This window comes from Propionivibrio sp. (assembly GCF_049316945.1).
Classification (GTDB): domain Bacteria; phylum Pseudomonadota; class Gammaproteobacteria; order Burkholderiales; family Rhodocyclaceae; genus Propionivibrio.
The window spans coordinates 1-19873 of the sequence record NZ_JBMOJE010000022.1 but is presented as its reverse complement, the minus strand read 5'-3'; the positions used below and the strand labels follow the sequence as shown (position 1 = coordinate 19873).

Below are 19873 nucleotides of genomic sequence, written 5' to 3'. Positions count from 1 at the left end.
CATCGCATTTGTTTCTGTGAAAAATGAAGAGATCGATGAAGTCTGACACCATCGATTTTGTGACGGGCGTCAATAGGCGATCCTGGCTTGACATGTTCCAAGAAGCCCATGAACATGGGCTTCCACGGCACCCTTGTTCAAGAGGTCCATTCTGTGCGCTGCATAGGCCAGTTCCTTATCGCTGAGCATCAAATAAATCAAAGGTTTCAGCATCGCATTTGTTTCTGCGAAAAATGAAGAGATCGATGGAGTCTGACCCCATCGATTTTGTATTCCAGTGGTCAGCGAGTTGGGAAGAGCAATAGTGGACCACGGTTTTCTGCGGTTTTATGCTTCTTCGGCTCTGAAACCGTGGTCCTATTGTTCGCTATTGTTTTTTCACACATCGTTCAGGAACACTATTTCCAGTTCAAATTCAACTTGCGGTGAGACGTTGCACAGTCGCGCAAGTAGAGATTGATGAGACTTTGGTATGGGATACCTACTTCATCAGAAACTGACTTGAAGTAGTTAATCGCTTCTTCGTCCAGGCGAATGGTGATCTGCTTCTTGAGTTGTGAAGCGTAGGGGTTTTTCTTCGCATTTGAAAAATCGTATTCTTGACGCATGGGGGCACCTTTATCGATAAGACTTTGATTCCTTGGTTGTGGCTTTTCGGGCAGAGATGATTCGTATTACTTGGTTCTCACCTCGATAACAGTGGCAAACGACCAAGAGCCTGAGCGTTTCGCTTAATCCCAGAAGAACAAACCGATCGTCGTCTTCTGAGTGATCCGGATCGTTGATAAGTTTGGCTCGTTCGTCCTGGAAAACCGACTTGGCTTCCTCAAAGCTAATGCCGTGCTTCTTGACGTTGGCTGTAGCCTTATCGTCGTCCCATTCAAAGTGTGGTGCGCTCATGGAGTCAGTGTAGTTACGTTGTAGTTTTTCCGCAAGAACTGAACCGGTGACGGTTTGTTGTGAAAATCGATAGGGTCAGCATCGAATGATCCTGGTGTTAAACAAAAAGATAGGTCGATGGAGTCTGACCCCATCGATTCGTGGATTCCCGCCTACGCGGGAATGACGGGGTTTTTCAATGGGTGCTGAATAGTTACCGTTTTTCTCTGTGCCCTCTGTGTTTGAAGAGGTTTCAACAGAGTTTTCTAGGATTGTTGTGTATTCGCAGGCAGCGTCCGCAGCCACTGACCCACCTGACTGGCGACCCACGGGCCATCGTCCAGCGGCAGGTCATGTCCGGCCGTCGGATGCTCGGCAAAGGCCGTCTTCCAGCGGTCAGCGAGTTGGCGCGAACAGGAGTTATCAACCAGATCATCCAACTGGCTGGTCAGGATCAGCACTGGATGTACAAGTCCGTCGAGTGGCCCCCGGTAGCGCGCCGCCGCCAGTAACTGGCGAAGCGCGTTGCGCCCGCTGACGGGGTATTCGCGTCGATAGGAGACCCAGTTTTTCAACACCTCGGCAGGATGCTCGGGATGGTGGCTGGTCCGTGCCAGGATGGCGCTCTCCCAGTCCTGGTCACTACCGCCGAGCAAAGCGAGCTTCAGCAGGCGCGAATAGTTACCGGGTTTGAGGCGCCGATAGAACGGGCTGAACGGGCGCATGCTGGTATTGATCAGGACAGCGCCGCGTATTTCTTCCGGATGACCTTTCGCCCAGGCCACCGCCGCCATGGCTCCGAGCGACATGGCCAGCACATTATAGGGAGGAGGAATGCCTTGCCCGATCAGTTGGGCACGAATGCACTCTGCCATTTCCTGAACGTACAGCGGGCTCTCCTGTGCATTCAGCGTTCCGTTGCCGGGCAGGTCCGGAGTGTACACCTGGGCATCGGGCACTTCGCGGCGAAAGGTTTCGGGAAAGCTGCCCCAGTGTCGGCTTTCGCGGGTCAGGCCGCGCAGGAAAATCCAGGGTGTCATGGTTTTCCTTTCTGATACCAGTGCGCCAGCGCCCGCTCCTGGTGGCTTTCGCGTGCCTGCTCGGTCGGCATCCAGCGCTGATGGCTGCTGGCGGCGCGGGTGAGGAAATCGAACCAGGCCATGTGGCGGCGCAGGACGCGTTGCTGACGATGCTCGATCAGCGGGTTGAAAATGCCGTGGCGGGAAAAAATCTGCCGAGGATTCTTCTTGACCCACAGCCAGGAGCCCATTTCCAGCGTCAGCGGGAGAAAGCTGCGCGCCGGATGTTCACCGGCGCGCCGGTAGAGGTAATCCCACAGATCGCCGTGGGCCAGGTACTGTCGGCTTTGCGGCTCGAAGATGTAGCGGTGATTGCTGTTGGTCTGGTCGAAGATTTCCTTCAGTGCGTGAATTTCGGGCAGATGCGCTATTGGCGTGACGGTGTGGGCATAGGGAAACCAGATGCGGTCGCTGATGCCGAATCCGGAATGGCAGTCCAGCGCAATGCTGAATTCCCGGGCCAGCAACTCTTCCTCAACCACCTGGCAGAGGGCCTGGCTTTCGGCTTCCATCGGACCCAGCAGCGGGCCGCGATACCACGGCAGGCCAGCGCTGATACGCTGTCCGCCGATCAGGAAAGGAACGTGTTCGCTGGCATCGAGCGGGGCGTTGCGCATCAGGTCGACGCCATTGGGATTGGCCCGCGTGCCTTGCCATACGCCGCCCGGATTGACCACCGGCATGAATACCAGGCGCACGGATTCCAGTTGTCGATGCAATATGCTGTCCCACTGCAGGCGCTTGACCAGGCTACTCAAAAAAGCGATCACGATTTCAGAGCCGATCCGTTCAAGGCCATGCACGCCGCCGAAGAAACCGACGGCGGGAACGGCAGGGCTCGGGTTGCCGAGGGTAATGGCATACACCGGGAAGTTCTGTTCCGCCGCCGCCACCTGGCACATCACGCGCGCGTCGAGGTGTGTGGCACCCTCGGCGATGATCCGTTCGAGTTCGATCAATTCCGGCAGTTCGGATGCCTTCACGATGTATTGTCGGCCATGACGGACGGCGCAGGATCCCTGAGCCCGGTTCTCCCGAAAGCCAAGACCATCAACAGTCCGCTGATCGGTTTCGTGTGCTGCAATGAATCCTTAACATTCACCTGATAGCCTGCTTCTGCCTCGACACGAAACCAGGGAGTGGACTCGCCATGATCCTGAAATTGATCGGACTGCAACAAATCATCGACACGTTCTTTGACGCTGACTGGGTGGCCGTTTGGCCCCTCGACGACCTCTGAAAAGGAGACTTTTCCATGCGTAACCTCTTTCGTAACACCATCTCGCACCCGGCCCTGGCTTTGGGCAGCACGTTGTTGTGGGGCCTGGTCGAATTCATGGCTTTGCAAAATTCACGGCGGGCGGCACGCTCAAAACGGGGGCGTTGAATAAATAGAGTGGCTGAGGTTTGATGCCTGGCCCCCTCCCTGAAAAAAGCCGGAATCTGCCTGTGGCTCGTCGTGGAGGAGTATGGATGTCTACCTCAACTTGCTGGCTGAGCCAGATCCCCTCTGGCGCCGACTTCCTGCATGTAGCGCGCGTAGTCCGTGTCACTCTGCAGAATGTGGCCGACCGTTACCCCGATCATGAAGTTGAGGATGACTAACGCCTGCTGCTGGAAAGCCCAGCCTACCCCCTTGTTCTCCAGTCTCTGAGCGACGAACTCGAGTTCTGAAAGCATGGCCTCATGCTCTGCACGGTGCTCTTCGAGTTTCGGATAGTGAATTTCTGTCAACTTGGCTTCTTCGTAGCGGAAATGGGCCTTCAGGACTCCACCAAATGCGTCAAACACCACCATCAATTGGTTAAAACATTCAGGTTCGCGGGAAAGTTCACAGGCTTCAAGCGCCAGCTTGAAAATTCTTTCATGCTGGGTATCGATATTCGATTGACCAAGCTTCATGTGATCCCCCCATCGGATCAGGTTCTTCAGCGAACAGAACGCCAACCCCTCGACGGCTGTGACGCTGCGGCGATTGCTTTCATCCATTGATTCTTCTCCTCGCGGTTATATGTTCAGGAAGCAATCATCGCCGCAGTTTTTCAGGTGGTCAAGAGAAAGCCAGTTCAATAGGTTGTCGGCACGAACAATTCCGGAGGCACCGGATGCCGCGAATAGTCCGGGTTATGGACACGTTCCGGCAGGACAACCGGCTCCCGTTCAATCTCGGCGTAGGGAATCTGGCTCAGCAGGTGATGGATACAATTCAGACGGGCCTTCTTCTTATCCACCGCTTCGATGATCCGCCACGGCGCTTCGGGAATGTGCGTGCGCTCCAGCATGATTTCCTTGGCGGTGGTGTATTGCTCCCAGCGACGCCGGGATTCCATGTCCATGGGACTCAATTTCCACTGCTTGAGCGGGTCATGGATGCGCATCTGGAAACGCAGATTCTGCTCGTCGTCGGTGATCGAAAACCAGTATTTGATGAGAATGATGCCGGAGCGGATGAGCATCTTTTCGAATTCCGGCACGGTACGGAAAAACTCCTCGTAATCCTCGTCGCTGCAAAACCCCATGACCTTTTCGACGCCGGCCCGGTTGTACCAGCTCCGGTCGAAGAGAACGATCTCGCCACCGGCCGGCAAATGCGTTACGTAGCGCTGGAAATACCACTGGCTGCTTTCGCGTTCGCTCGGCGCCGGTAGCGCGGCCACCCGGCACACCCGCGGGTTGAGCCGCTGGGTGATGCGCTTGATGACGCCGCCCTTGCCGGCCGCGTCGCGGCCTTCGAAGAGGACCACCACCTTGAGTTTCTTGTGTACTACCCAGTCCTGCAACTTGACCAGTTCTCCCTGCAGGCGGAAAAGCTCCTTGAAATAGAAGTGCCGATCCAGATCCGACCCATCGCTTCTCGGCGTGGTGACATCGGAAATCAGATCGTTCATGCGCTCGTCGTCGATTTCCATTTCCAGCTCTTCGTCGAAGCTGTCGCGCATATCGGCATGGATGCGGCGCTCGAATTCAATGCGTTCTTTCGTTTTTTCTGCGTTCATGGTGTCTCCTGTTGCGTGTTTGATTCAGTGTTAAGGATTGGGCAGTGGGTACTCTCGGGATGCTAGCCGTTCATGATCAGCCCGACTTATGCCGCCTGTGCGAGATCGACAGCATCCAGCACTCTTAGTGCCCAGGACGCATCGTCGGGACGCACAACGACGACGCGAAAACCATGCGTGTCTCCTTCCATCCGCACGCCCTCCGAATCGTCAACGTGCAGATCGATGCCGAAGGCCGGCGGGAATTTCGAGGGCAAGCGCGAAAAGCCATGCACCGCCAGGCCATGACTGTGGCGCTCGCTGTTGACCACGCCATCGACGCGGATGCCGTGCAGCAACAGCCAGCGCCGGATGTAGAACGGGGTCCGTCCCGATGTCGTGTAAATCCACACGCTGCATCCCCGGCGGCGCAACTCGCGCACCAGCGAACCGGTGCCGTGGCGAAGCGGTTCGCCAAACCAGCGGTGAATGAATGCCGGAACGTGGCTATCTTCGGTCGGCACGCCGGCGCCATGGCAAGCCAGGGTGTCATCGATATCGAACGAGATGCGCGTGCGTTGCGGACGAAAGGTAGAAGCCAGGATATGGCGCAGGAAGTTCATGGATTGAGGTTTCTGTATACAACAAGGCTGGAGAGCACATGGATAGGCGGTCTACAGCCTATGTGCTTGAAGAGTGCCGTGTTTATTGGATGTGCGGGCATCATGTTTGTAGAACGCCTGTTAGAGCGGCTCCCGTAGGGGCACGGCACGCCGTGCCCCTACACCGCTTTGTGGCGCTTGATCAGCGAGCAGCATTCCGCTCAAGCACTTGGCCTGCGCTTCGAGAAACCTGGCGAATTTTTTCTTGATGCCGGGTATTTTGAACAGCATCTTGAAGCCTCGCTTGGGGAGATTGCGAATCACCGTTGATGGGTTGAAGTAGCTCGCCGCGTTGTCCAGCGTCAGGACAAACGGGGGGAAACCATCGCGCATGAGCAAATAACTGACGATCAGCGAACCGCTGCGGTGATTGCCCTCGATAAACAATTGCGGCTTGCTCAGGATGCGGATATAGACCCCGGCGGCACGCTTCCAGATGGAATCGTTGCGGTGCGCGCCGTACCACTCAAGCAAATCCTTGATGCTGCCTTCCTCGTTGCTGAAGAACCGCTTCTCGGTGGCCGCGATATGTTTGTCGTATTCTGCCCGTTTCGCCGGGTCGGTGCCGCACAATACCGTGGCGTTGATCTCCAGCAACAGGCCGACATTCTGCAAGGAAAAAAGATCGATGCCGCGTGCCACGTAGTCGTCGATCAGTGCATATCCCACCAGCAGGTTGTTCCGGACACTATCCATGAGCGGGTCGCGCGGCTCGAAAAAACGCTCGCTGAGTACCGTAAACAGTCCCTGTACCTCGCTCAGTGATCGATCGATGGCCTGCAGATTCAGATGGCGAGGCGCCGGCATCAACGTTCCATTGTCAGGCGAGCAAAAGTGGAGAGCAATTGCAGAGCCACCGGGGGCGTCCCCGGCAGCGTCTCGCAATAAAGAGGGAGCAAGCTCCCCAACAGCCATGTTACTGAATCCGGGCCAGTGCTGCCTTGCTCAGTTCTGCTACATTGGCAGGCAGGCGGATGTAACCGAGTTCGTTGCTCAAGCCCTGGCCATCGGTCAACCCCCAGTTCACGAAGCGCTTCAATGCCTCCGACTTCGCCGGATCAGTGTTGCGCTCCTTGAGCAGGAGCCAACTGAACGAGATGACCGGATAGGAATCGGCGCCATCCGGATCGGGGATGAAGACGCGCAGGTTGGCCGGAATACGGCTCAGGTTGGCAGCCAGCGTCGCCTCGCCAACGACCTCGTTCGGTGCCACGAAGCGGCCCGCCTTGTTCTGGAGTTGCGCCATGGACAGGCCGACGACCTTGGCATAACTGTATTCGACGTAGCCAATCGAGCCAATACTGAGTTTGATGCGCGAAGCGACCCCTTCGTTGCCGCGTACCATCATGGTTTTGTCCGGCCACTCGACCACCTTGCCGACGCCCGGCCCGCGGTCGCGCCACAGGGTGCTGATGGCGCTCAGATGATTGGTGAGGGCGTAAGTCGTTCCGCTGCTATCCTGCCGCGCCACCAGGACGATCTCCCGATCGGGCAGATTGAGACCGGGGTTGGTTTCCTTGATTCGGGCATCGTTCCAGCGCGGAATCTTGCCCATCAGCAGTGCGACATAGGTATCGCGACTGAGCTTGAGCGGGCCGTTGAGTCCCGGCAGGTTGTAGGCCAGCACCACCAGGCCCGCCGTGACCGGCACCAGCACGGCGCCGTTCTTTGCCGAGGCCATCTGATCATCGGTCATGGCGGCGTCGCTGGCGCCAAAGTCCACTTTGTCGGCGAGGAAGAGCTTGACGCCATCCCCGCTACCCACTGGCGCATACTCGATCGAGGTCGCCGGTTCGACTTTGCGGTAGGCGGCGATCCATTTCTTGTACAAAGGCGCAGGGAAAGTCGCGCCGGCACCGCGCAAAGCCAGAGGCGCTCCAATTCCCGGTTTGGTGTCCTGCGCTTGCGTCATGGATGCGGTCAGCATGGCTGCCGCCAGCAGCGATCCGAGGATTGCAATTCGAAGCTTCATGCGTGGTTTCCTCTTGCGGGTAGTTAACGTGAAAATCGCGCCAGCGACTCTCGAACCTCCCCTCGCCTTTTGGGAGAGGGGTCGGGGGTGAGGGAAACGGGTAAGGCTTTCATTAATTGGGGTGTCTGGCAAAGCCTTGCCCGTTAACTGAACTGCCCGGTGATGTAGTCTTTGGTCAGCTTTTCGCGCGGATTATGAAAAATCTGATCGGTCGGGCCCATCTCGACCAGGTAGCCGGTCCGGGTTCCCTTGGAAATATCGACCGAGAAAAACGCCGTGGTATCCGCGACGCGGATCGCCTGGTGCATGTTATGGGTCACCAAGGCAATGGTAAAGTCCTTTTTCAGCTCGACCATCAACTCCTCGACGCGACGGGTGGCGATCGGGTCGAGCGCCGAGCAGGGTTCGTCCATCAGCAACACCTCCGGTTCGGTGGCGATGGCGCGGGCAATGCACAGACGCTGCTGCTGACCGCCCGAGAGCGCCAGTCCGCTGACCTTGAGCTTGTCCTTGACTTCGTCCCACAACGCGGAGCCCTGCAGGGCGTGCTTGACGCGGTCGCCGAGGTCACCCTTGTAGCGGTTCAGGCGCAGGCCGAAGGCAACGTTGTCGAAAATGCTCATCGAGAACGGGTTGGGCTGCTGGAATACCATGCCGATGTAGCGCCGCACCACCACCGGATCGACGCCCTTGCCATAGACATCCTGCCCGAGGAAATGCACGTGGCCATCGAAGCGGAAGCCCTGCACCAGGTCGTTCATCCGGTTCAGGCTACGCAGCACCGTGCTCTTGCCACAGCCGGAGGGGCCGATAAAGCCGGTGATCTTGTTCTTTTCAACCGGCACATGGCTGTCGCGCACGGCCATGAAGTCGCCGTAGAAAATCTTGTCCAGTTTACAGTCCATGACTATGGTCGCTGGCGCCGAGGTTGGTAAATGCGCCGGGGCGGCCTGTTGCAATGCTGCATTCATGATTCAGTTCCTCTCAGAGGCTGTGAATTAATAGGCACAAGCATCCAGGACCGTCATTCCGGCGAAAGCCGGAATCCAGTGCGTACCTCTGATATTCATGAAAACAATCAGATAGACGAGCTGGACCCCGGCCTTCGCCGGGGTGACGAGCAAGGAGATTAGGCGGAAATGAATTTTTCACAGCGTTTCAGTTTCAAATCCGGGGTTTGCCGACGATGCGGCTGACGACATTGACCACCAGCACGATCATCACCAGCACCAGCGATGCTGCCCAGGCGAGTTCGAGCTGATTGTCGAATGGCATACCCGAGAAGTTGTAGATCAGCACCGCCAGCGAAGCCGTTGGACTCATCACCGCCAGGTGGCCGTCGTCGAAGATCCAGTAGTTGCTGAACAGCGCGGTAAACAACAGCGGCGCGGTTTCGCCCGCCGCCCGCGCAATGGCCAGCATGACGCCGGTCAGGATGGCCGGCATGGCGGTCGGCAACACCACCTTCCAGATCACTTGCGTGTTAGTGCTGCCCATGCCGTAGGCGGCGTCCTTCATGATCTTTGGCACCATTTTCATGGCTTCCTCAGCGGTCAGCACGACAATGGGGACCATCAGCACGGCCAGTGCGACGCCACCCGCCGGCGCCGAGTAGGTGCCGGTGGTGAGCACCACCATGGCATAGGCGAAAACGCCGGCCAGGATGGACGGCAAGCCGGTCAGCGTCTTGGCGGCGAAGCGGGCGACGCTGGCCAGTTTGCTGAACGGGCCCAGTTCAGCCAGAAAGATGGCGGCCATGATACCGACCGGAATGGCGATCAGCGCGGCGATGCCGACCATGACGAAAGTGCCGACCAAGGCGTTGCCGAAGCCGCCGCCCATCTCGAAACCAGCGGGCGGCAGCTCGGTGAAAATCTCCAGATTAAGCCGCGCTCCGCCGCGCGTGATCAGCATGTAAAGCACCGAGAACAGGGGCACGCTGGCTAGCAGCGCGCTGATCCAGGTCAGGCTGGTGAGCAGGATGCTGCGCAGCGCGCGGCCTTCAATCTTGTGCTGCAGGCTGGGCACTGCCGCAAGGGACGAGTTCAAAGAATTCAATGGATTGGCTTCACTCATCATTTACTTCCTTTCTGGGCGTAGGCCATGATCATCGAGCCGACGATATTGACCGCCAGGGTAATCAGCATCAGCACCAGCGCCGCGTACATCAGCACCTCGATCTCGTTCGGTCCGGCCTCGGGGAAATTCAGCGCCAGCAGGGCAGCCAGGGTATTGGCGGGAGAAAAGAGGGAGAGTGAAATCTGGTTCGAATTGCCGACCAGCATGGCCAGCGCCATGGTCTCGCCCAGCGCGCGGCCGAGACCCAGCACCAGGGCGCCGAAGATACCCGTAGCAGCCGATGGCACCATGACCCGGAGGATGGCCTCCCAATGCGTCGCCCCCATGCCGTAGGCCGCTTGCTTGGTCCGTAGCGGTACCGCACGCAAGGCGTCCTGCGCCACGGCGGCGATGGTCGGCAGAATCATGATGGCCAGCACCAGGGCGGCCGGCAGCAGACCGGGGCCGCTCAGCGACGAGCCGAAGAAGGGAATCCAGCCGAGCGTCGCGTGCAGCCAGTCGGTCATCGGGCGAATCGTGGGAATCACCACAAAAATTCCCCACAGGCCATAGACCACGCTGGGAATGGCGGCGAGCAATTCGACGATGGTGCGAAAAATGGCGGCGAGGCGGTGGGGGAGAAAGTCCTGGGTCAGGAAAATTGCCATGCTGACGCCGAAAAATCCGCCTATCAGCAGCGCCATCAGCGCGCTGTAAAGCGTCCCCCAGATCGCCGGAAGAATCCCGAACTTGTGTTGATTGACGTCCCAGACGGAACCGGTGATGAAGTCCAGCCCGTATTTCTGAATGCCTGGAATGGCTTTGCTACCGATCTCGAAAACAAGTGCGAAGACCAGCGCCAGGATCAGGATGACGCCAATGCGGGCCAGGGCACGAAAGGTGCGGTCAGCCAGAACGTCAAAGGTCGATGGCGGCTGACAGACCGAATCCAGTTGGACAGGCACGACAAAGGGTTTATTCATGGACGAAATCCAGTACGGTCGAGTACGGTTGTTAACGCCGGGAGTCTGAAAAAAGTCCCGGCGGTTTGATCTTTCGCGGCGGAGTTGTAAAGCCCGAGAAACCCGAGCACTCCGCCTGTTGCATAGCAGATGGCCTTACTTGATGTTGGCAGCGGCCTTGCGGACTTGCTCGATGACCACCGCAGGCAGCGGGATGTAACCCATCGCGTCAGCCATTTTCTGGCCGTCGGTCAGGCCGTACTCGATCATGTCGCGCATGGCCTTGGCCTTGGCCGGATCGCTGTTGTTCTTGCGGAAGATCATCCAGGTGTAGGAAGTAATCGGGTACGACTTGGCACCGTCCGGATCGGGTAGCCAGGCGATCATGTCTTCCGGCAGTTTGACCGCCGCCAGCGTCTCGGCACCATTGCCGGGAGCCGCATACTGGCCCGCCTTGTTCTGCAACTGGGCAAAATCAACTTTTGCCAGCTTGGCAAAGCCGTATTCGATATAACCGATGGCGCCCGGAGTCTGGCGCACGGTGGCGGTCACGCCATCGTTCTTGGGCGACTTGATGTACTTGTCGGTGGCTGGCCAGTTGACGGTGTTGCCTTCGCCGAGGGTCTTTTTGAATTCGGGATTGATCGCCGACAGGTGCATGGTGAAGACGGCGGTGGTGCCGCTCGAATCGGCACGAACGACGACAGTGATCGGCAGGTCAGGCAGCGTCAGGCCGGGATTGGCGGCGGCAATCTTCGGGTCATTCCACCGGGTGATCTTGCCCAGGAAAATATTGGAATACACGTCGCGCGGCAGTTTCAAACCCTTCGGGCTGCCAGGCAGGTTGTAGGCAAGAACGATCTCGCCGGCAGTCATCGGCAGCAGTTGCACGCCTTCGGCAACCTTGGCGATGTCTTCCTTCTTCATTGCCGAGTCGCTGGCGGCAAAATCGACGGTTTTGTTCAGGAAGTCCTGTACTCCGGCGCCGCTACCCTTCGACTGATAATCCACCGTCATGGTGGCGTTCTTCTTGCTCAAATCCTTGAACCAGGTGAGGTAGATCGGCGCCGGGAAACTCGCACCGGAACCGGTCAGGCGGATCTTCTCTTGAGCAAGTGCGGGGTTGGTCGCGCACAGGGTCAAGCCTGCGGCAAAGGCGGCGAACTTCATCAAACGTCTCATCGTGCAAACTCCTTGGATTGGTCGTCCGTCAACTCTAAGTCGATACTGTTACAGCAATATTACGGAGCGAAATTCAGGTAGCAGCTGAAGGGGGTTCGCCCCAGGGTAAATTTGTTCTAACCATCCACCGTCATTCCGGGCTCGACCCGGAATCCAGTTGGTTTATCAAGCTAGTCATTTAACATCTTGTTCAGATGGACGAAACTGGATTCCGGGTCAAGCCCGGAATGACGGGGGTTTTTCGATGAGTGCTGAATAGTTACAATATTTCAAAGCGGCTGACACCCGAAGGTGTTAGCCACTTTGTTTGTTCTGCCTACTTTTTAACGCCTACCCACGAAGCGTTCTTGCCATCGGCGGTGGCGACGCAAGTGACTGCAACGCCCGAGACTATTGCCTTTTCGCCTGCGTTAAAGAACTTGCCAGCGTCACCGGAATAACACTGCGGCACTTTGGCTGGCGTGGCCACTTTCTCTTCTGCCTTCGCTGCCGGTTTCATTTCGGCTTTGGGTTCGGGTGTGGCGGCGCAGGCGGCGAGCAATGAAAGGCTTGCGAGAGCGATAAACAGGGAACGCATTTTGATGAACTCCTGATAGGTGAGAAGGGGTTACGGATGAACAACCCTGACTATCATGCAACAGGATTGTTTCAGTATTCTTACAGTCAGTTGGCAACCTACTGTCGGTTGATATCTTGTAGCAAGCCATTCCTTTACGCTCTTCGGAGTGAAGAGTGAAGTGTGTCTGGAGGGGTATGTCGTATCACCTTCCCTTGATGTAAACAGTTGTTGCACTATTCTGTTATTTCCATTATTCTAAAAACATGGAATCTAAAAATGCTGTAAACGCCCTTGCTGCCTTGGCCCAGGAAAGTCGTCTGGCCGTCTTCCGGTTGCTGGTTCGTAATGCGCCGGACGGTCTTACTCCCGGACTGATCGGAGAGCAGCTTGATGTGCCGGCGCCAACACTTTCATTTCATCTTAAAACACTGGCGCAAGCGGGTCTGGTTACGGCGATACAAGAAGGCCGTTATGTGCGGTACCGAGCCGAAATGGCCGGGATCGATGCATTAATCTCGTTTCTGACCGAAGACTGCTGCGGTGGTCATCCCGAACGTTGCTCCCCAAAAGGAAAATAAGCATGAATACACCCAAGCCCATCAACGTGCTGATTTTGTGCACCGGAAACTCAGCCCGCTCGATCCTCGGCGAGTCCTTGTTTAACCACCTCGGGAAAGGGCGCGTTCACGCCTTTTCAGCGGGCAGCAAACCCTCCGGCAAAGTCAATCCGGTGGCGCTGGAAACATTGGAAAAGCACGGCATCCCCCTGCCGTCCGAGGTGCGCAGCAAGTCATGGGACGAGTTTGCCGCTGCAGGTGCGCCGAAGCTCGATTACATCTTTACTGTGTGTGCGAGTGCCGCAGGCGAAACCTGCCCGATCTGGCCGGGATATCCAAAAACTGCGCCAACGACAGTGCATTGGGGCATCGACGACCCGGCGCATATCGAGCCGCTGGAAGCGCGTCGGGAGGCATTCGAAGTTGCCTATCAGCAGTTGGAACGACGCATTCAGGCGTTTCTCGCGCTGCCGCTTGAAACGCTTTCGGCAGACGAGATCAAGGCCGCAGCCCGGCGCATTCATGAAGAAGCGGGCCAGTAAACTCTGATAAACGCTGTCCTGGACCCTGATGCAGCTACAAGCCCTGACAGCTATTACTATTTTTTGATGGAGATTCAAGATGGCCACTATTCAGATTTTTGATCCAGCCCTGTGCTGCAGCACCGGTGTTTGCGGCGTGGACGTGGATCAGCAACTGGTCAGCTTTTCTGCCGATCTGGAATGGGCCAGGAAGAACGGCGCACAGATCGAACGTTTCAATCTGGCGCAACAGCCGATGGCCTTTGCAGAAAACGCCGTCGTCAAAAAATTCCTCGAACGCTCCGGTGCGGAATCCTTGCCGCTCATCCTTGTGGAGGGTGAAGTGGCCCTGGCTGGGCGTTATCCCAACCGGGGAGAACTGACCCGCTGGGCAGGCATCAGCGCGTCGGCTGACGAAAGCAAACCCGCCACAGGATGCTGCAGTGGCAGCCGTTGCTGCTAAGCAAGGAAAATAAAACCATGAAATTCCTCGACACGCCGCCCCGCTTTCTCTTCTTCACAGGTAAAGGGGGCGTCGGGAAGACATCGATTGCTTGCGCCACGGCCATCCAGCTAGCGGAAAGTGGGAAGCGAGTGCTATTGGTCAGCACCGATCCAGCCTCCAATGTCGGTCAGGTGTTTGGTGTGACGATTGGCAATCGCATCTTTCCCCTCGACGCCGTGCCGGGACTTTCTGCCCTTGAAATCGATCCGCAGGCCGCTGCCCAAGCCTATCGCGATCGCATCGTCGGGCCAGTACGTGGCGTATTGCCGGATGCCGTGGTCAAAGGCATCGAGGAGCAGCTTTCGGGGGCGTGCACTACCGAGATCGCGGCCTTCGACGAATTCACCGCACTACTCACCGACTCGACGCTGACTGCCAATTACGAACACATCATTTTTGACACCGCGCCCACCGGACACACCATACGTCTCCTTCAATTACCCGGTGCCTGGACGGGATTTCTTGACGAGGGCAAAGGCGATGCTTCCTGCCTTGGCCCCTTGGCCGGTCTGGAAAAACAACGTACCCAATACAAGGCGGCGGTCGATGCGCTGGCGGATAGTCAACGCACGCGCCTGATTCTGGTGGCTCGCGCCCAGCAAGCCACGTTGCGCGAGGTCGCACGTACCCACGAAGAACTCGCCGACATCGGGCTTTCGCAGCAGTATCTGGTGATCAATGGCGTATTGCCTGCCAGTGCCGCAAGCAATCTCGCGGCCGATCCATTGGCGAAGGCTATTCATAATCGTGAGCAAGCCGCGCTGGCCACTATCCCCGAAGTGCTCAAGTCGTTGCCTCGGGATCAGATACCGCTCAAATCGTTCAACCTGGTTGGATTGACTGCCCTTCACCAGTTACTGGTGACGTCGAGTGAGTCAATGCCCGCACTTGCTGAACCACAGGTCGTTCTGACTGCGCCTAGCCTGGCAACGCTGGTTGATGAGATTGCAGAGGATGGCCACGGCTTGATCATGCTCATGGGCAAAGGCGGAGTCGGCAAAACTACCTTGGCGGCCGCATTGGCGGTTGAACTCGCCAGTCGCGGCTACCCGGTGCATCTCACTACCTCTGATCCGGCCGGCCATTTGTCCGAAACGCTCGATGGCGCCCTCGAGAATCTGAAAGTCAGCCAGATCGATCCGGCTACCGAAACCGAGCGCTATCGCCAGCACGTACTCGAAATCAAAGGCGCATCCCTCGACGCCCAAGGGCGCGCCTTGCTGGAAGAAGATCTGCGCTCGCCCTGCACCGAAGAAATTGCGGTCTTTCAGGCGTTCTCCCGGGTGATCCGCGAGGCCGGAAAGAAATTCGTGGTGATGGATACTGCACCAACCGGCCATACCCTGTTGCTGCTCGATGCGACGGGGGCCTATCACCGTGAAATTTCCCGCCAGATGAGCGGCAAAGGTTCGCATTTCACGACGCCCATGATGCAGTTGCAAGACCCCAGGCAGACCAAGGTGCTCATTGTCACTTTGGCAGAAACCACGCCGGTACTGGAGGCGGCCAACCTGCAGGCAGATTTGCGCCGTGCGGGGATTGAACCCTGGGCCTGGGTCGTCAACAACAGCATCGCGGCGACGATCGTGCACTCCCCGCTGCTGCTTCAACGCGCCAGGAATGAATTGCGCGAGATCGATGCCGTTGCAACGCGTTATGCCAAGCGTTACGCGGTGGTGCCTTTGCTCGAGGATGAGCCGATTGGGGCCGAGCGTTTGAGAAAACTGGCCGCAGGGCAGCAACTGGCCACTGCGGAGGTGTGAAATGAGTGAAGTAACAAAAAAACTATCGTTCCTCGACCGGTACCTCACTGTCTGGATATTTGCCGCCATGGCGCTCGGTGTCGGGCTTGGCTTTTCAGTTACGGGTATCGAGGATTTCATCAACAGCTTCCAGGTCGGAACGACCAACATTCCGATTGCGGCGGGGCTGATCCTGATGATGTATCCACCTTTTGCCAAGGTGCGTTACGAAGAATTGCCCGACGTCTTTCGCGACAAGAAGGTGCTGGGTTTGTCACTGCTGCAGAACTGGATCGTCGGGCCGCTGCTGATGTTCACGCTGGCGATCGTTTTTCTCCAGGACAAGCCGGAGTACATGGTCGGCCTGATCATGATCGGCCTCGCCCGGTGCATTGCCATGGTGATTGTCTGGAACGAGCTGGCCAAGGGTTCCACTGAGTATGCGGCCGGTCTGGTGGCTTTCAACTCCATCTTTCAGGTGCTGTTTTTCAGCGTTTATGCTTGGTTGTTCATCACCGTGCTGCCGCCGTTCTTCGGTTTGTCCGGCTCGGTGGTCGATATCTCGATCAGGCAGATTGCCGAGAGCGTCTTCATCTATCTGGGCATTCCCTGCATTGCCGGTGTGCTGACCCGCGTGATCATGCTGCGCTTTGTCACCGAGGAGTGGTATCACACCCGTTTCGTGCCGAAGATCGGGCCGCTCACGCTGGTCGCGCTGCTGTTCACCATCGTGGTCATGTTCAGCCTGAAGGGCAAGCTGATCGTGAGCATTCCGCTCGATGTGGTGCGCATCGCCATCCCGCTGCTGATCTATTTTGTGCTGATGTTCATCTTTGCGTTTTTCATGAGCAAGCGACTGGGGGCCAGTTACGAAAAGTGCGCCACGCTCTCGTTTACAGCCGCCAGCAACAACTTTGAACTGGCCATCGCCGTGGCCGTGGCGGTTTATGGCATCGATTCGGGGGTCGCCTTTGCGGCGGTGATCGGTCCGCTGGTCGAGGTTCCGGTGATGATCGGCCTGGTCAATGTCTCGCTCTGGTTCCAGAAGAAGTATTTCGTTACGGCCTGAGAATGGATCGAAAAACTCGCTGTGCCCATCCCGAGTGATTCATACCTCGCTTCCCTCAACAATGCATGACATGAGAACGAAGTCGAACTGAAATGGGCGATTTCTGATGCTGCACCGCACCAGTCATGATGGAGATGCCGAAGAAATGTAGCAAGAGATTTTCTTAAAGTAACATTGCAGGACAGTAATTTCTGCCGACGCGAAAATCCGATTGCCTGGCGTTTCCAAATACCAGCAATCTGCTTATGGATCGGCTGCGCTTGATGAAGCAAAACGCTGACTAACGGGTTAGTTGGCCGAGATGTGAGTGCATCAGTTGATAAGACTGCTCTCCGGGAAGCGAGCGGTAAAGCGGCTACCCTTGCCCGGCTCACTTTCGATCTCCAGCGTGGCATGGTGGCGCGTCAGAACGTGCTTGACGATGGCCAACCCCAGACCGGTGCCTCCGGTTTCACGCGAACGACTCCGATCTACACGATAGAAGCGCTCGGTCAGGCGTGGCAGGTGTTGTGAAGCAATACCGATACCCGTATCCGCCACGACAAACTCGCCGAACCCTTCATGCACACGCCAGATCAGATCGATCCTGCCACCGGGCGACGTGTAGCGCACGGCGTTTCCCGCCAGATTGCTGAAAGCACTGCGCAACTCGTTGGCATAGCCAGCAAGCACCGATGGTGTCTCTATGGTCAAGGTAATCTCATGCTGGCCTGCGGAAAGCGCCTGGGCATCGGCGAGGATGCTGTGCAGCATCGGCTCCACCGCCACCGGATCATGATTCGACCCCGAACCTCCAGTTTCGAGCGCTGACAGGGTCAGCAGATCATCGATCAGGCGCTTCATGCGTCCGTTCTGCTCGCAGATCAGCGTCAGGTAATGTTTGACCTCTTCTAGTGAGTAGGTCTCGTAGTCGTCAGAAAGCATTTCGGAAAACCCGGCGACTACCGTTAACGGCGTTTTGAGTTCATGCGAAACATTGGCGATAAAATCGCGGCGCATGGCTTCCATGCGCTCAAGCTGACTGATGTCCCGCGAAACCAGAAGGCTCTGGTCATTGCCATAGGGAATGATCTGCAGCATCAGCGTCAAGCCATCAACGCGCCCACCCCGGAAAATCATAGGTTCAGCGTAGCGCCCACTATCGAGATAGGTGACGAAATCCGGATGGCGAATCAGGTTGGTCAACGCTTGCCCGCGATCGGTGGCCTCCGACAGCGCAAAGTGCATTTCCGCAAGTTCATTGATCCAGTCAATGTGTTGATGACGATCAAAGGCTATCACTCCTTCCGGCAGAGCATGGAAAGCACGGACGAAACGCTCGATGGTATCTGAAAGCAACTGCTGCTGACTCAGGCGAATACGAACCCGGCGATGAAGCACGGCAAAAGCGATCTCCCAGACGCCTCGCCCCCTTGGCAAAGGACTGTTAAGCGGGCCTTCCAGCCAGCCCACCAATTGTCGAAGATGTAACAGATGCCAGCACAGCATCAGCAGCAGACAAACGATCACCGCCGTCAGTCCCCAACTGAGCCCATAGACAATAGCCACCGGCGCAAAGACGAAACAGGCGATGGCCAACAGCAGCCAAAAGCTACGCCCCCAGATCATGCCAACAACCAATCCCTTGCTTCTCCGGAATATCTCATTCGTGCAGCGCCGAGAAACGGTAGCCGCTGCCACGCACCGTCTGGATCAACCGATCATGCCCGGTCAATTCAAGCGTTGCGCGCAAGCGACGAATATGGACGTCCACCGTCCGCTCCTCGACAAAGATGTGGTCACCCCATACCTGGTCGAGCAACTGGGCGCGACTATGAACGCGCTCGGCATGCGTCATGAAGAAATGCAGCAGGCGGAACTCGGTCGGTCCGAGATCAATCGCCTGGCTATTGCCGGAAACCCGATGCGTTACCGGATCGACACGCAAGCCTTTGACTTCAACGCAGTCTTCGGTCATTTGCGGCGATCGCCGGCGCAACACCGCTTTGATCCGGGCCAGCAATTCGCGTGGCGAAAACGGTTTGGTCAGGTAATCGTCTGCCCCCGCCTCCAGGCCGGCGACCTTGTCATGATCCTCGCTGCGTGCCGTGAGCATGATGATCGGCAGATTGCGGGTGCGCTCGGCACCGCGCAAACGGTGGGCGTACTGAATCCCGCTCATGCCGGGCAACATCTAGTCGAGCAACACCACATCGGGCAGAATTTCGTTGACCAGAAGCTCCGCCTCTTCAGCGGTATCTGCACACAACACCCGGTGCCCGGCATGTTGCAGGCTGGCGGCAATCAGTTCCTGAATTGACGGCTCGTCTTCAACGACAAGAATAGTGGCAGACATGAATTTTGTACTCCAGAGAAACACATGCTGGCAGTTTATTAATCCGGGATTACAAATTGATGACAAGCGAGGATGGCATGGGTAATCCGGCATTCGATTACTGAGCAACAGTGCTGTAACAATTCTGCAACGGACGCCAACTAGAATCTGAAGGCGTTGTTAATCCTGATGCGAGTCCTGACGCTTGAATCAGATTCTCCTTTCGCAGGTAATCCCTCATTCGCAGGCAATCCTTCATGCGCAAGTTTCCGATCAATGCGGTAGCCCGTCCCCCCGGTTGCGACAAGTGTGCCGAGGAAATTGCTACAATTTTCTGCAATCATTCCTTGCAGGTGAGCTTTCGACCGATTGCAGATTTCAAGCGCTGCGAAATCATCGGCTACATGACCACGGTTCGCGGTCCGGCGGGTATGGTGCAGGGCTCCTGCGGACGGCTGGCGAGAATAGCCCGCCAGTTGAACTTGCTCGATGAATTCTGTTTCGATTCCGTGACGACGATCGTTCAACGCTTCCAGGAATGCGGGGGCAATGGATTGCTGTTTGTCCCGCTACCTGCAGGAGCCATCGAGGCGATCGGTCTTCCCTTGGCCGACTCGATAAATGAAGCCGTTACTACCCTCGGTCATCTGCCGGAGTCGACCGTTTTTGTCATTCCGGCCATAGCGCCGGCGAAATTTCCGGTTGCCAGGGAGTTTGTATCGTCCCTGCTGGAAAAAGGATTTCAGCTCGCTTCATGCAGTTTTGGCTGTAGTCAGGCAGAACGGGAGCTCTGGTCAAAATTGCCGGTAAATTTCACGCTGCTTGAAGAGCATTTTT

General features: G+C 57.0%; 22 protein-coding genes and 1 pseudogene. 7 read left to right on the top strand and 16 right to left on the bottom strand.

Features of this window, described 5'->3' with window-relative positions; all coding sequences use genetic code 11:
- Nucleotides 1-398: 398 nt before the first annotated feature.
- From ACOYNV_RS07265 to ACOYNV_RS07250, 4 genes are all read right to left on the bottom strand, one after another.
- Nucleotides 399-608 carry a BrnA antitoxin family protein gene (locus ACOYNV_RS07265; protein WP_422899088.1) on the bottom strand — a complete coding sequence of 70 codons (210 nt, stop codon included), beginning with the start codon at nucleotides 606-608 and terminating at the stop codon, nucleotides 399-401.
- 10 nt (nucleotides 609-618) lie between these two features.
- Nucleotides 619-900: a BrnT family toxin gene (locus tag ACOYNV_RS07260; RefSeq protein WP_422899087.1), complete on the bottom strand. Its 282-nt coding sequence runs from the start codon at nucleotides 898-900 to the stop codon at nucleotides 619-621.
- A 245-nt stretch (nucleotides 901-1145) separates the two neighbouring features.
- Nucleotides 1146-1919 carry an alpha/beta fold hydrolase gene (locus ACOYNV_RS07255; RefSeq protein ID WP_422899086.1) on the bottom strand — a complete coding sequence of 258 codons (774 nt, stop codon included), beginning with the start codon at nucleotides 1917-1919 and terminating at the stop codon, nucleotides 1146-1148.
- Nucleotides 1916-2941, bottom strand: a complete 1026-nt coding sequence (locus ACOYNV_RS07250; RefSeq protein WP_422899085.1) for a M14 family zinc carboxypeptidase — start codon at nucleotides 2939-2941, stop codon at nucleotides 1916-1918. Before ACOYNV_RS07250 ends, ACOYNV_RS07255 begins: the two co-directional genes overlap by 4 nt.
- A gap of 272 nt (nucleotides 2942-3213) precedes the next feature.
- Here ACOYNV_RS07250 and ACOYNV_RS07245 point away from each other — a divergent pair, with 272 nt between their 5' ends.
- Nucleotides 3214-3345 carry a hypothetical protein gene (locus ACOYNV_RS07245; protein WP_422899084.1) on the top strand — a complete coding sequence of 44 codons (132 nt, stop codon included), beginning with the start codon at nucleotides 3214-3216 and terminating at the stop codon, nucleotides 3343-3345.
- A gap of 95 nt (nucleotides 3346-3440) precedes the next feature.
- Here the strand turns inward: ACOYNV_RS07245 and ACOYNV_RS07240 are convergent, their stop codons facing one another.
- The 10 genes from ACOYNV_RS07240 to ACOYNV_RS07195 all read right to left on the bottom strand — a co-directional run bounded on the left by ACOYNV_RS07240 (nucleotide 3441) and on the right by ACOYNV_RS07195 (nucleotide 12346).
- Nucleotides 3441-3947: a bacteriohemerythrin gene (locus ACOYNV_RS07240; RefSeq protein WP_422899083.1), complete on the bottom strand. Its 507-nt coding sequence runs from the start codon at nucleotides 3945-3947 to the stop codon at nucleotides 3441-3443.
- A gap of 77 nt (nucleotides 3948-4024) precedes the next feature.
- Entirely contained in the window at nucleotides 4025-4954 is a 930-nt protein-coding gene (gene ppk2 / locus ACOYNV_RS07235; protein WP_422899082.1) for a polyphosphate kinase 2, read from the bottom strand.
- Nucleotides 4955-5040: 86 nt separating this feature from the next.
- A complete protein-coding gene (locus ACOYNV_RS07230) occupies nucleotides 5041-5556 on the bottom strand; it encodes a hypothetical protein (RefSeq protein WP_422899081.1) in 516 nt (171 codons plus the stop codon).
- A 120-nt stretch (nucleotides 5557-5676) separates the two neighbouring features.
- Nucleotides 5677-6402, bottom strand: coding sequence for a hypothetical protein (locus ACOYNV_RS07225; RefSeq protein ID WP_422899080.1), 726 nt, complete (start codon nucleotides 6400-6402; stop codon nucleotides 5677-5679).
- Nucleotides 6403-6511: 109 nt separating this feature from the next.
- Entirely contained in the window at nucleotides 6512-7567 is a 1056-nt protein-coding gene (pstS, locus tag ACOYNV_RS07220) for a phosphate ABC transporter substrate-binding protein PstS (protein ID WP_422899079.1), read from the bottom strand.
- A gap of 143 nt (nucleotides 7568-7710) precedes the next feature.
- Nucleotides 7711-8472 carry a phosphate ABC transporter ATP-binding protein PstB gene (gene pstB / locus ACOYNV_RS07215; protein ID WP_422899118.1) on the bottom strand — a complete coding sequence of 254 codons (762 nt, stop codon included), beginning with the start codon at nucleotides 8470-8472 and terminating at the stop codon, nucleotides 7711-7713.
- A gap of 259 nt (nucleotides 8473-8731) precedes the next feature.
- On the bottom strand, nucleotides 8732-9646 hold the full coding sequence (gene pstA / locus ACOYNV_RS07210; RefSeq protein ID WP_422899078.1) for a phosphate ABC transporter permease PstA: 915 nt from the start codon (nucleotides 9644-9646) through the stop codon (nucleotides 8732-8734).
- Entirely contained in the window at nucleotides 9643-10608 is a 966-nt protein-coding gene (gene pstC, locus ACOYNV_RS07205; RefSeq protein ID WP_422899077.1) for a phosphate ABC transporter permease subunit PstC, read from the bottom strand. Before pstC ends, pstA begins: the two co-directional genes overlap by 4 nt.
- 135 nt (nucleotides 10609-10743) lie before the next feature.
- Nucleotides 10744-11769 carry a phosphate ABC transporter substrate-binding protein PstS gene (gene pstS / locus ACOYNV_RS07200; protein WP_422899076.1) on the bottom strand — a complete coding sequence of 342 codons (1026 nt, stop codon included), beginning with the start codon at nucleotides 11767-11769 and terminating at the stop codon, nucleotides 10744-10746.
- 316 nt (nucleotides 11770-12085) lie between these two features.
- Entirely contained in the window at nucleotides 12086-12346 is a 261-nt protein-coding gene (locus tag ACOYNV_RS07195; RefSeq protein WP_422899075.1) for a hypothetical protein, read from the bottom strand.
- A 245-nt stretch (nucleotides 12347-12591) separates the two neighbouring features.
- Here ACOYNV_RS07195 and ACOYNV_RS07190 point away from each other — a divergent pair, with 245 nt between their 5' ends.
- The 5 genes from ACOYNV_RS07190 to arsB all read left to right on the top strand — a co-directional run bounded on the left by ACOYNV_RS07190 (nucleotide 12592) and on the right by arsB (nucleotide 16722).
- Nucleotides 12592-12906 (top strand): ArsR/SmtB family transcription factor, encoded by a 315-nt coding sequence (locus tag ACOYNV_RS07190; protein WP_422899074.1) that lies wholly within the window; start codon nucleotides 12592-12594, stop codon nucleotides 12904-12906.
- 2 nt (nucleotides 12907-12908) lie between these two features.
- The gene (locus tag ACOYNV_RS07185) at nucleotides 12909-13427 is read left to right on the top strand and encodes an arsenate reductase ArsC (RefSeq protein WP_422899073.1); all 519 of its coding nucleotides are present in this window, start codon (nucleotides 12909-12911) and stop codon (nucleotides 13425-13427) included.
- 79 nt (nucleotides 13428-13506) lie between these two features.
- Complete coding sequence (gene arsD, locus ACOYNV_RS07180; RefSeq protein WP_422899072.1) at nucleotides 13507-13869, top strand: arsenite efflux transporter metallochaperone ArsD; 363 nt, start codon at nucleotides 13507-13509, stop codon at nucleotides 13867-13869.
- Nucleotides 13870-13886: 17 nt separating this feature from the next.
- Nucleotides 13887-15674, top strand: a complete 1788-nt coding sequence (arsA, locus tag ACOYNV_RS07175; RefSeq protein ID WP_422899071.1) for an arsenical pump-driving ATPase — start codon at nucleotides 13887-13889, stop codon at nucleotides 15672-15674.
- A gap of 1 nt (nucleotide 15675) precedes the next feature.
- Nucleotides 15676-16722 carry an ACR3 family arsenite efflux transporter gene (gene arsB, locus ACOYNV_RS07170; protein WP_422899070.1) on the top strand — a complete coding sequence of 349 codons (1047 nt, stop codon included), beginning with the start codon at nucleotides 15676-15678 and terminating at the stop codon, nucleotides 16720-16722.
- 312 nt (nucleotides 16723-17034) lie between these two features.
- Here the strand turns inward: arsB and phoR are convergent, their stop codons facing one another.
- Together phoR and phoB are read right to left on the bottom strand one after the other, a co-directional pair.
- Entirely contained in the window at nucleotides 17035-18330 is a 1296-nt protein-coding gene (gene phoR / locus ACOYNV_RS07165) for a phosphate regulon sensor histidine kinase PhoR (RefSeq protein WP_422899069.1), read from the bottom strand.
- A 34-nt stretch (nucleotides 18331-18364) separates the two neighbouring features.
- A pseudogene (phoB, locus tag ACOYNV_RS07160) lies at nucleotides 18365-19057 on the bottom strand (phosphate regulon transcriptional regulator PhoB).
- Nucleotides 19058-19293: 236 nt separating this feature from the next.
- Between phoB and ACOYNV_RS07155 the strand changes: the two are divergent.
- Nucleotides 19294-19873: hypothetical protein (locus tag ACOYNV_RS07155; protein ID WP_422899068.1), on the top strand; the 580-nt coding region annotated here is incomplete at its 3' end.

Coding starts and splice junctions, on each gene's coding strand:
- ACOYNV_RS07265 (WP_422899088.1), bottom strand. CDS start 608: ATGCGTCAAGAATACGATTTTTCAAATGCGAAGAAAAACCCCTACGCT.
- ACOYNV_RS07260 (WP_422899087.1), bottom strand. CDS start 900: ATGAGCGCACCACACTTTGAATGGGACGACGATAAGGCTACAGCCAAC.
- ACOYNV_RS07255 (WP_422899086.1), bottom strand. CDS start 1,919: ATGACACCCTGGATTTTCCTGCGCGGCCTGACCCGCGAAAGCCGACAC.
- ACOYNV_RS07245 (WP_422899084.1), top strand. CDS start 3,214: ATGCGTAACCTCTTTCGTAACACCATCTCGCACCCGGCCCTGGCTTTG.
- ACOYNV_RS07240 (WP_422899083.1), bottom strand. CDS start 3,947: ATGGATGAAAGCAATCGCCGCAGCGTCACAGCCGTCGAGGGGTTGGCG.
- ppk2 (WP_422899082.1), bottom strand. CDS start 4,954: ATGAACGCAGAAAAAACGAAAGAACGCATTGAATTCGAGCGCCGCATC.
- ACOYNV_RS07230 (WP_422899081.1), bottom strand. CDS start 5,556: ATGAACTTCCTGCGCCATATCCTGGCTTCTACCTTTCGTCCGCAACGC.
- ACOYNV_RS07225 (WP_422899080.1), bottom strand. CDS start 6,402: ATGCCGGCGCCTCGCCATCTGAATCTGCAGGCCATCGATCGATCACTG.
- pstS (WP_422899079.1), bottom strand. CDS start 7,567: ATGAAGCTTCGAATTGCAATCCTCGGATCGCTGCTGGCGGCAGCCATG.
- pstB (WP_422899118.1), bottom strand. CDS start 8,472: ATGGACTGTAAACTGGACAAGATTTTCTACGGCGACTTCATGGCCGTG.
- pstA (WP_422899078.1), bottom strand. CDS start 9,646: ATGATGAGTGAAGCCAATCCATTGAATTCTTTGAACTCGTCCCTTGCG.
- pstC (WP_422899077.1), bottom strand. CDS start 10,608: ATGAATAAACCCTTTGTCGTGCCTGTCCAACTGGATTCGGTCTGTCAG.
- pstS (WP_422899076.1), bottom strand. CDS start 11,769: ATGAGACGTTTGATGAAGTTCGCCGCCTTTGCCGCAGGCTTGACCCTG.
- ACOYNV_RS07195 (WP_422899075.1), bottom strand. CDS start 12,346: ATGCGTTCCCTGTTTATCGCTCTCGCAAGCCTTTCATTGCTCGCCGCC.
- ACOYNV_RS07190 (WP_422899074.1), top strand. CDS start 12,592: ATGGAATCTAAAAATGCTGTAAACGCCCTTGCTGCCTTGGCCCAGGAA.
- ACOYNV_RS07185 (WP_422899073.1), top strand. CDS start 12,909: ATGAATACACCCAAGCCCATCAACGTGCTGATTTTGTGCACCGGAAAC.
- arsD (WP_422899072.1), top strand. CDS start 13,507: ATGGCCACTATTCAGATTTTTGATCCAGCCCTGTGCTGCAGCACCGGT.
- arsA (WP_422899071.1), top strand. CDS start 13,887: ATGAAATTCCTCGACACGCCGCCCCGCTTTCTCTTCTTCACAGGTAAA.
- arsB (WP_422899070.1), top strand. CDS start 15,676: ATGAGTGAAGTAACAAAAAAACTATCGTTCCTCGACCGGTACCTCACT.
- phoR (WP_422899069.1), bottom strand. CDS start 18,330: ATGATCTGGGGGCGTAGCTTTTGGCTGCTGTTGGCCATCGCCTGTTTC.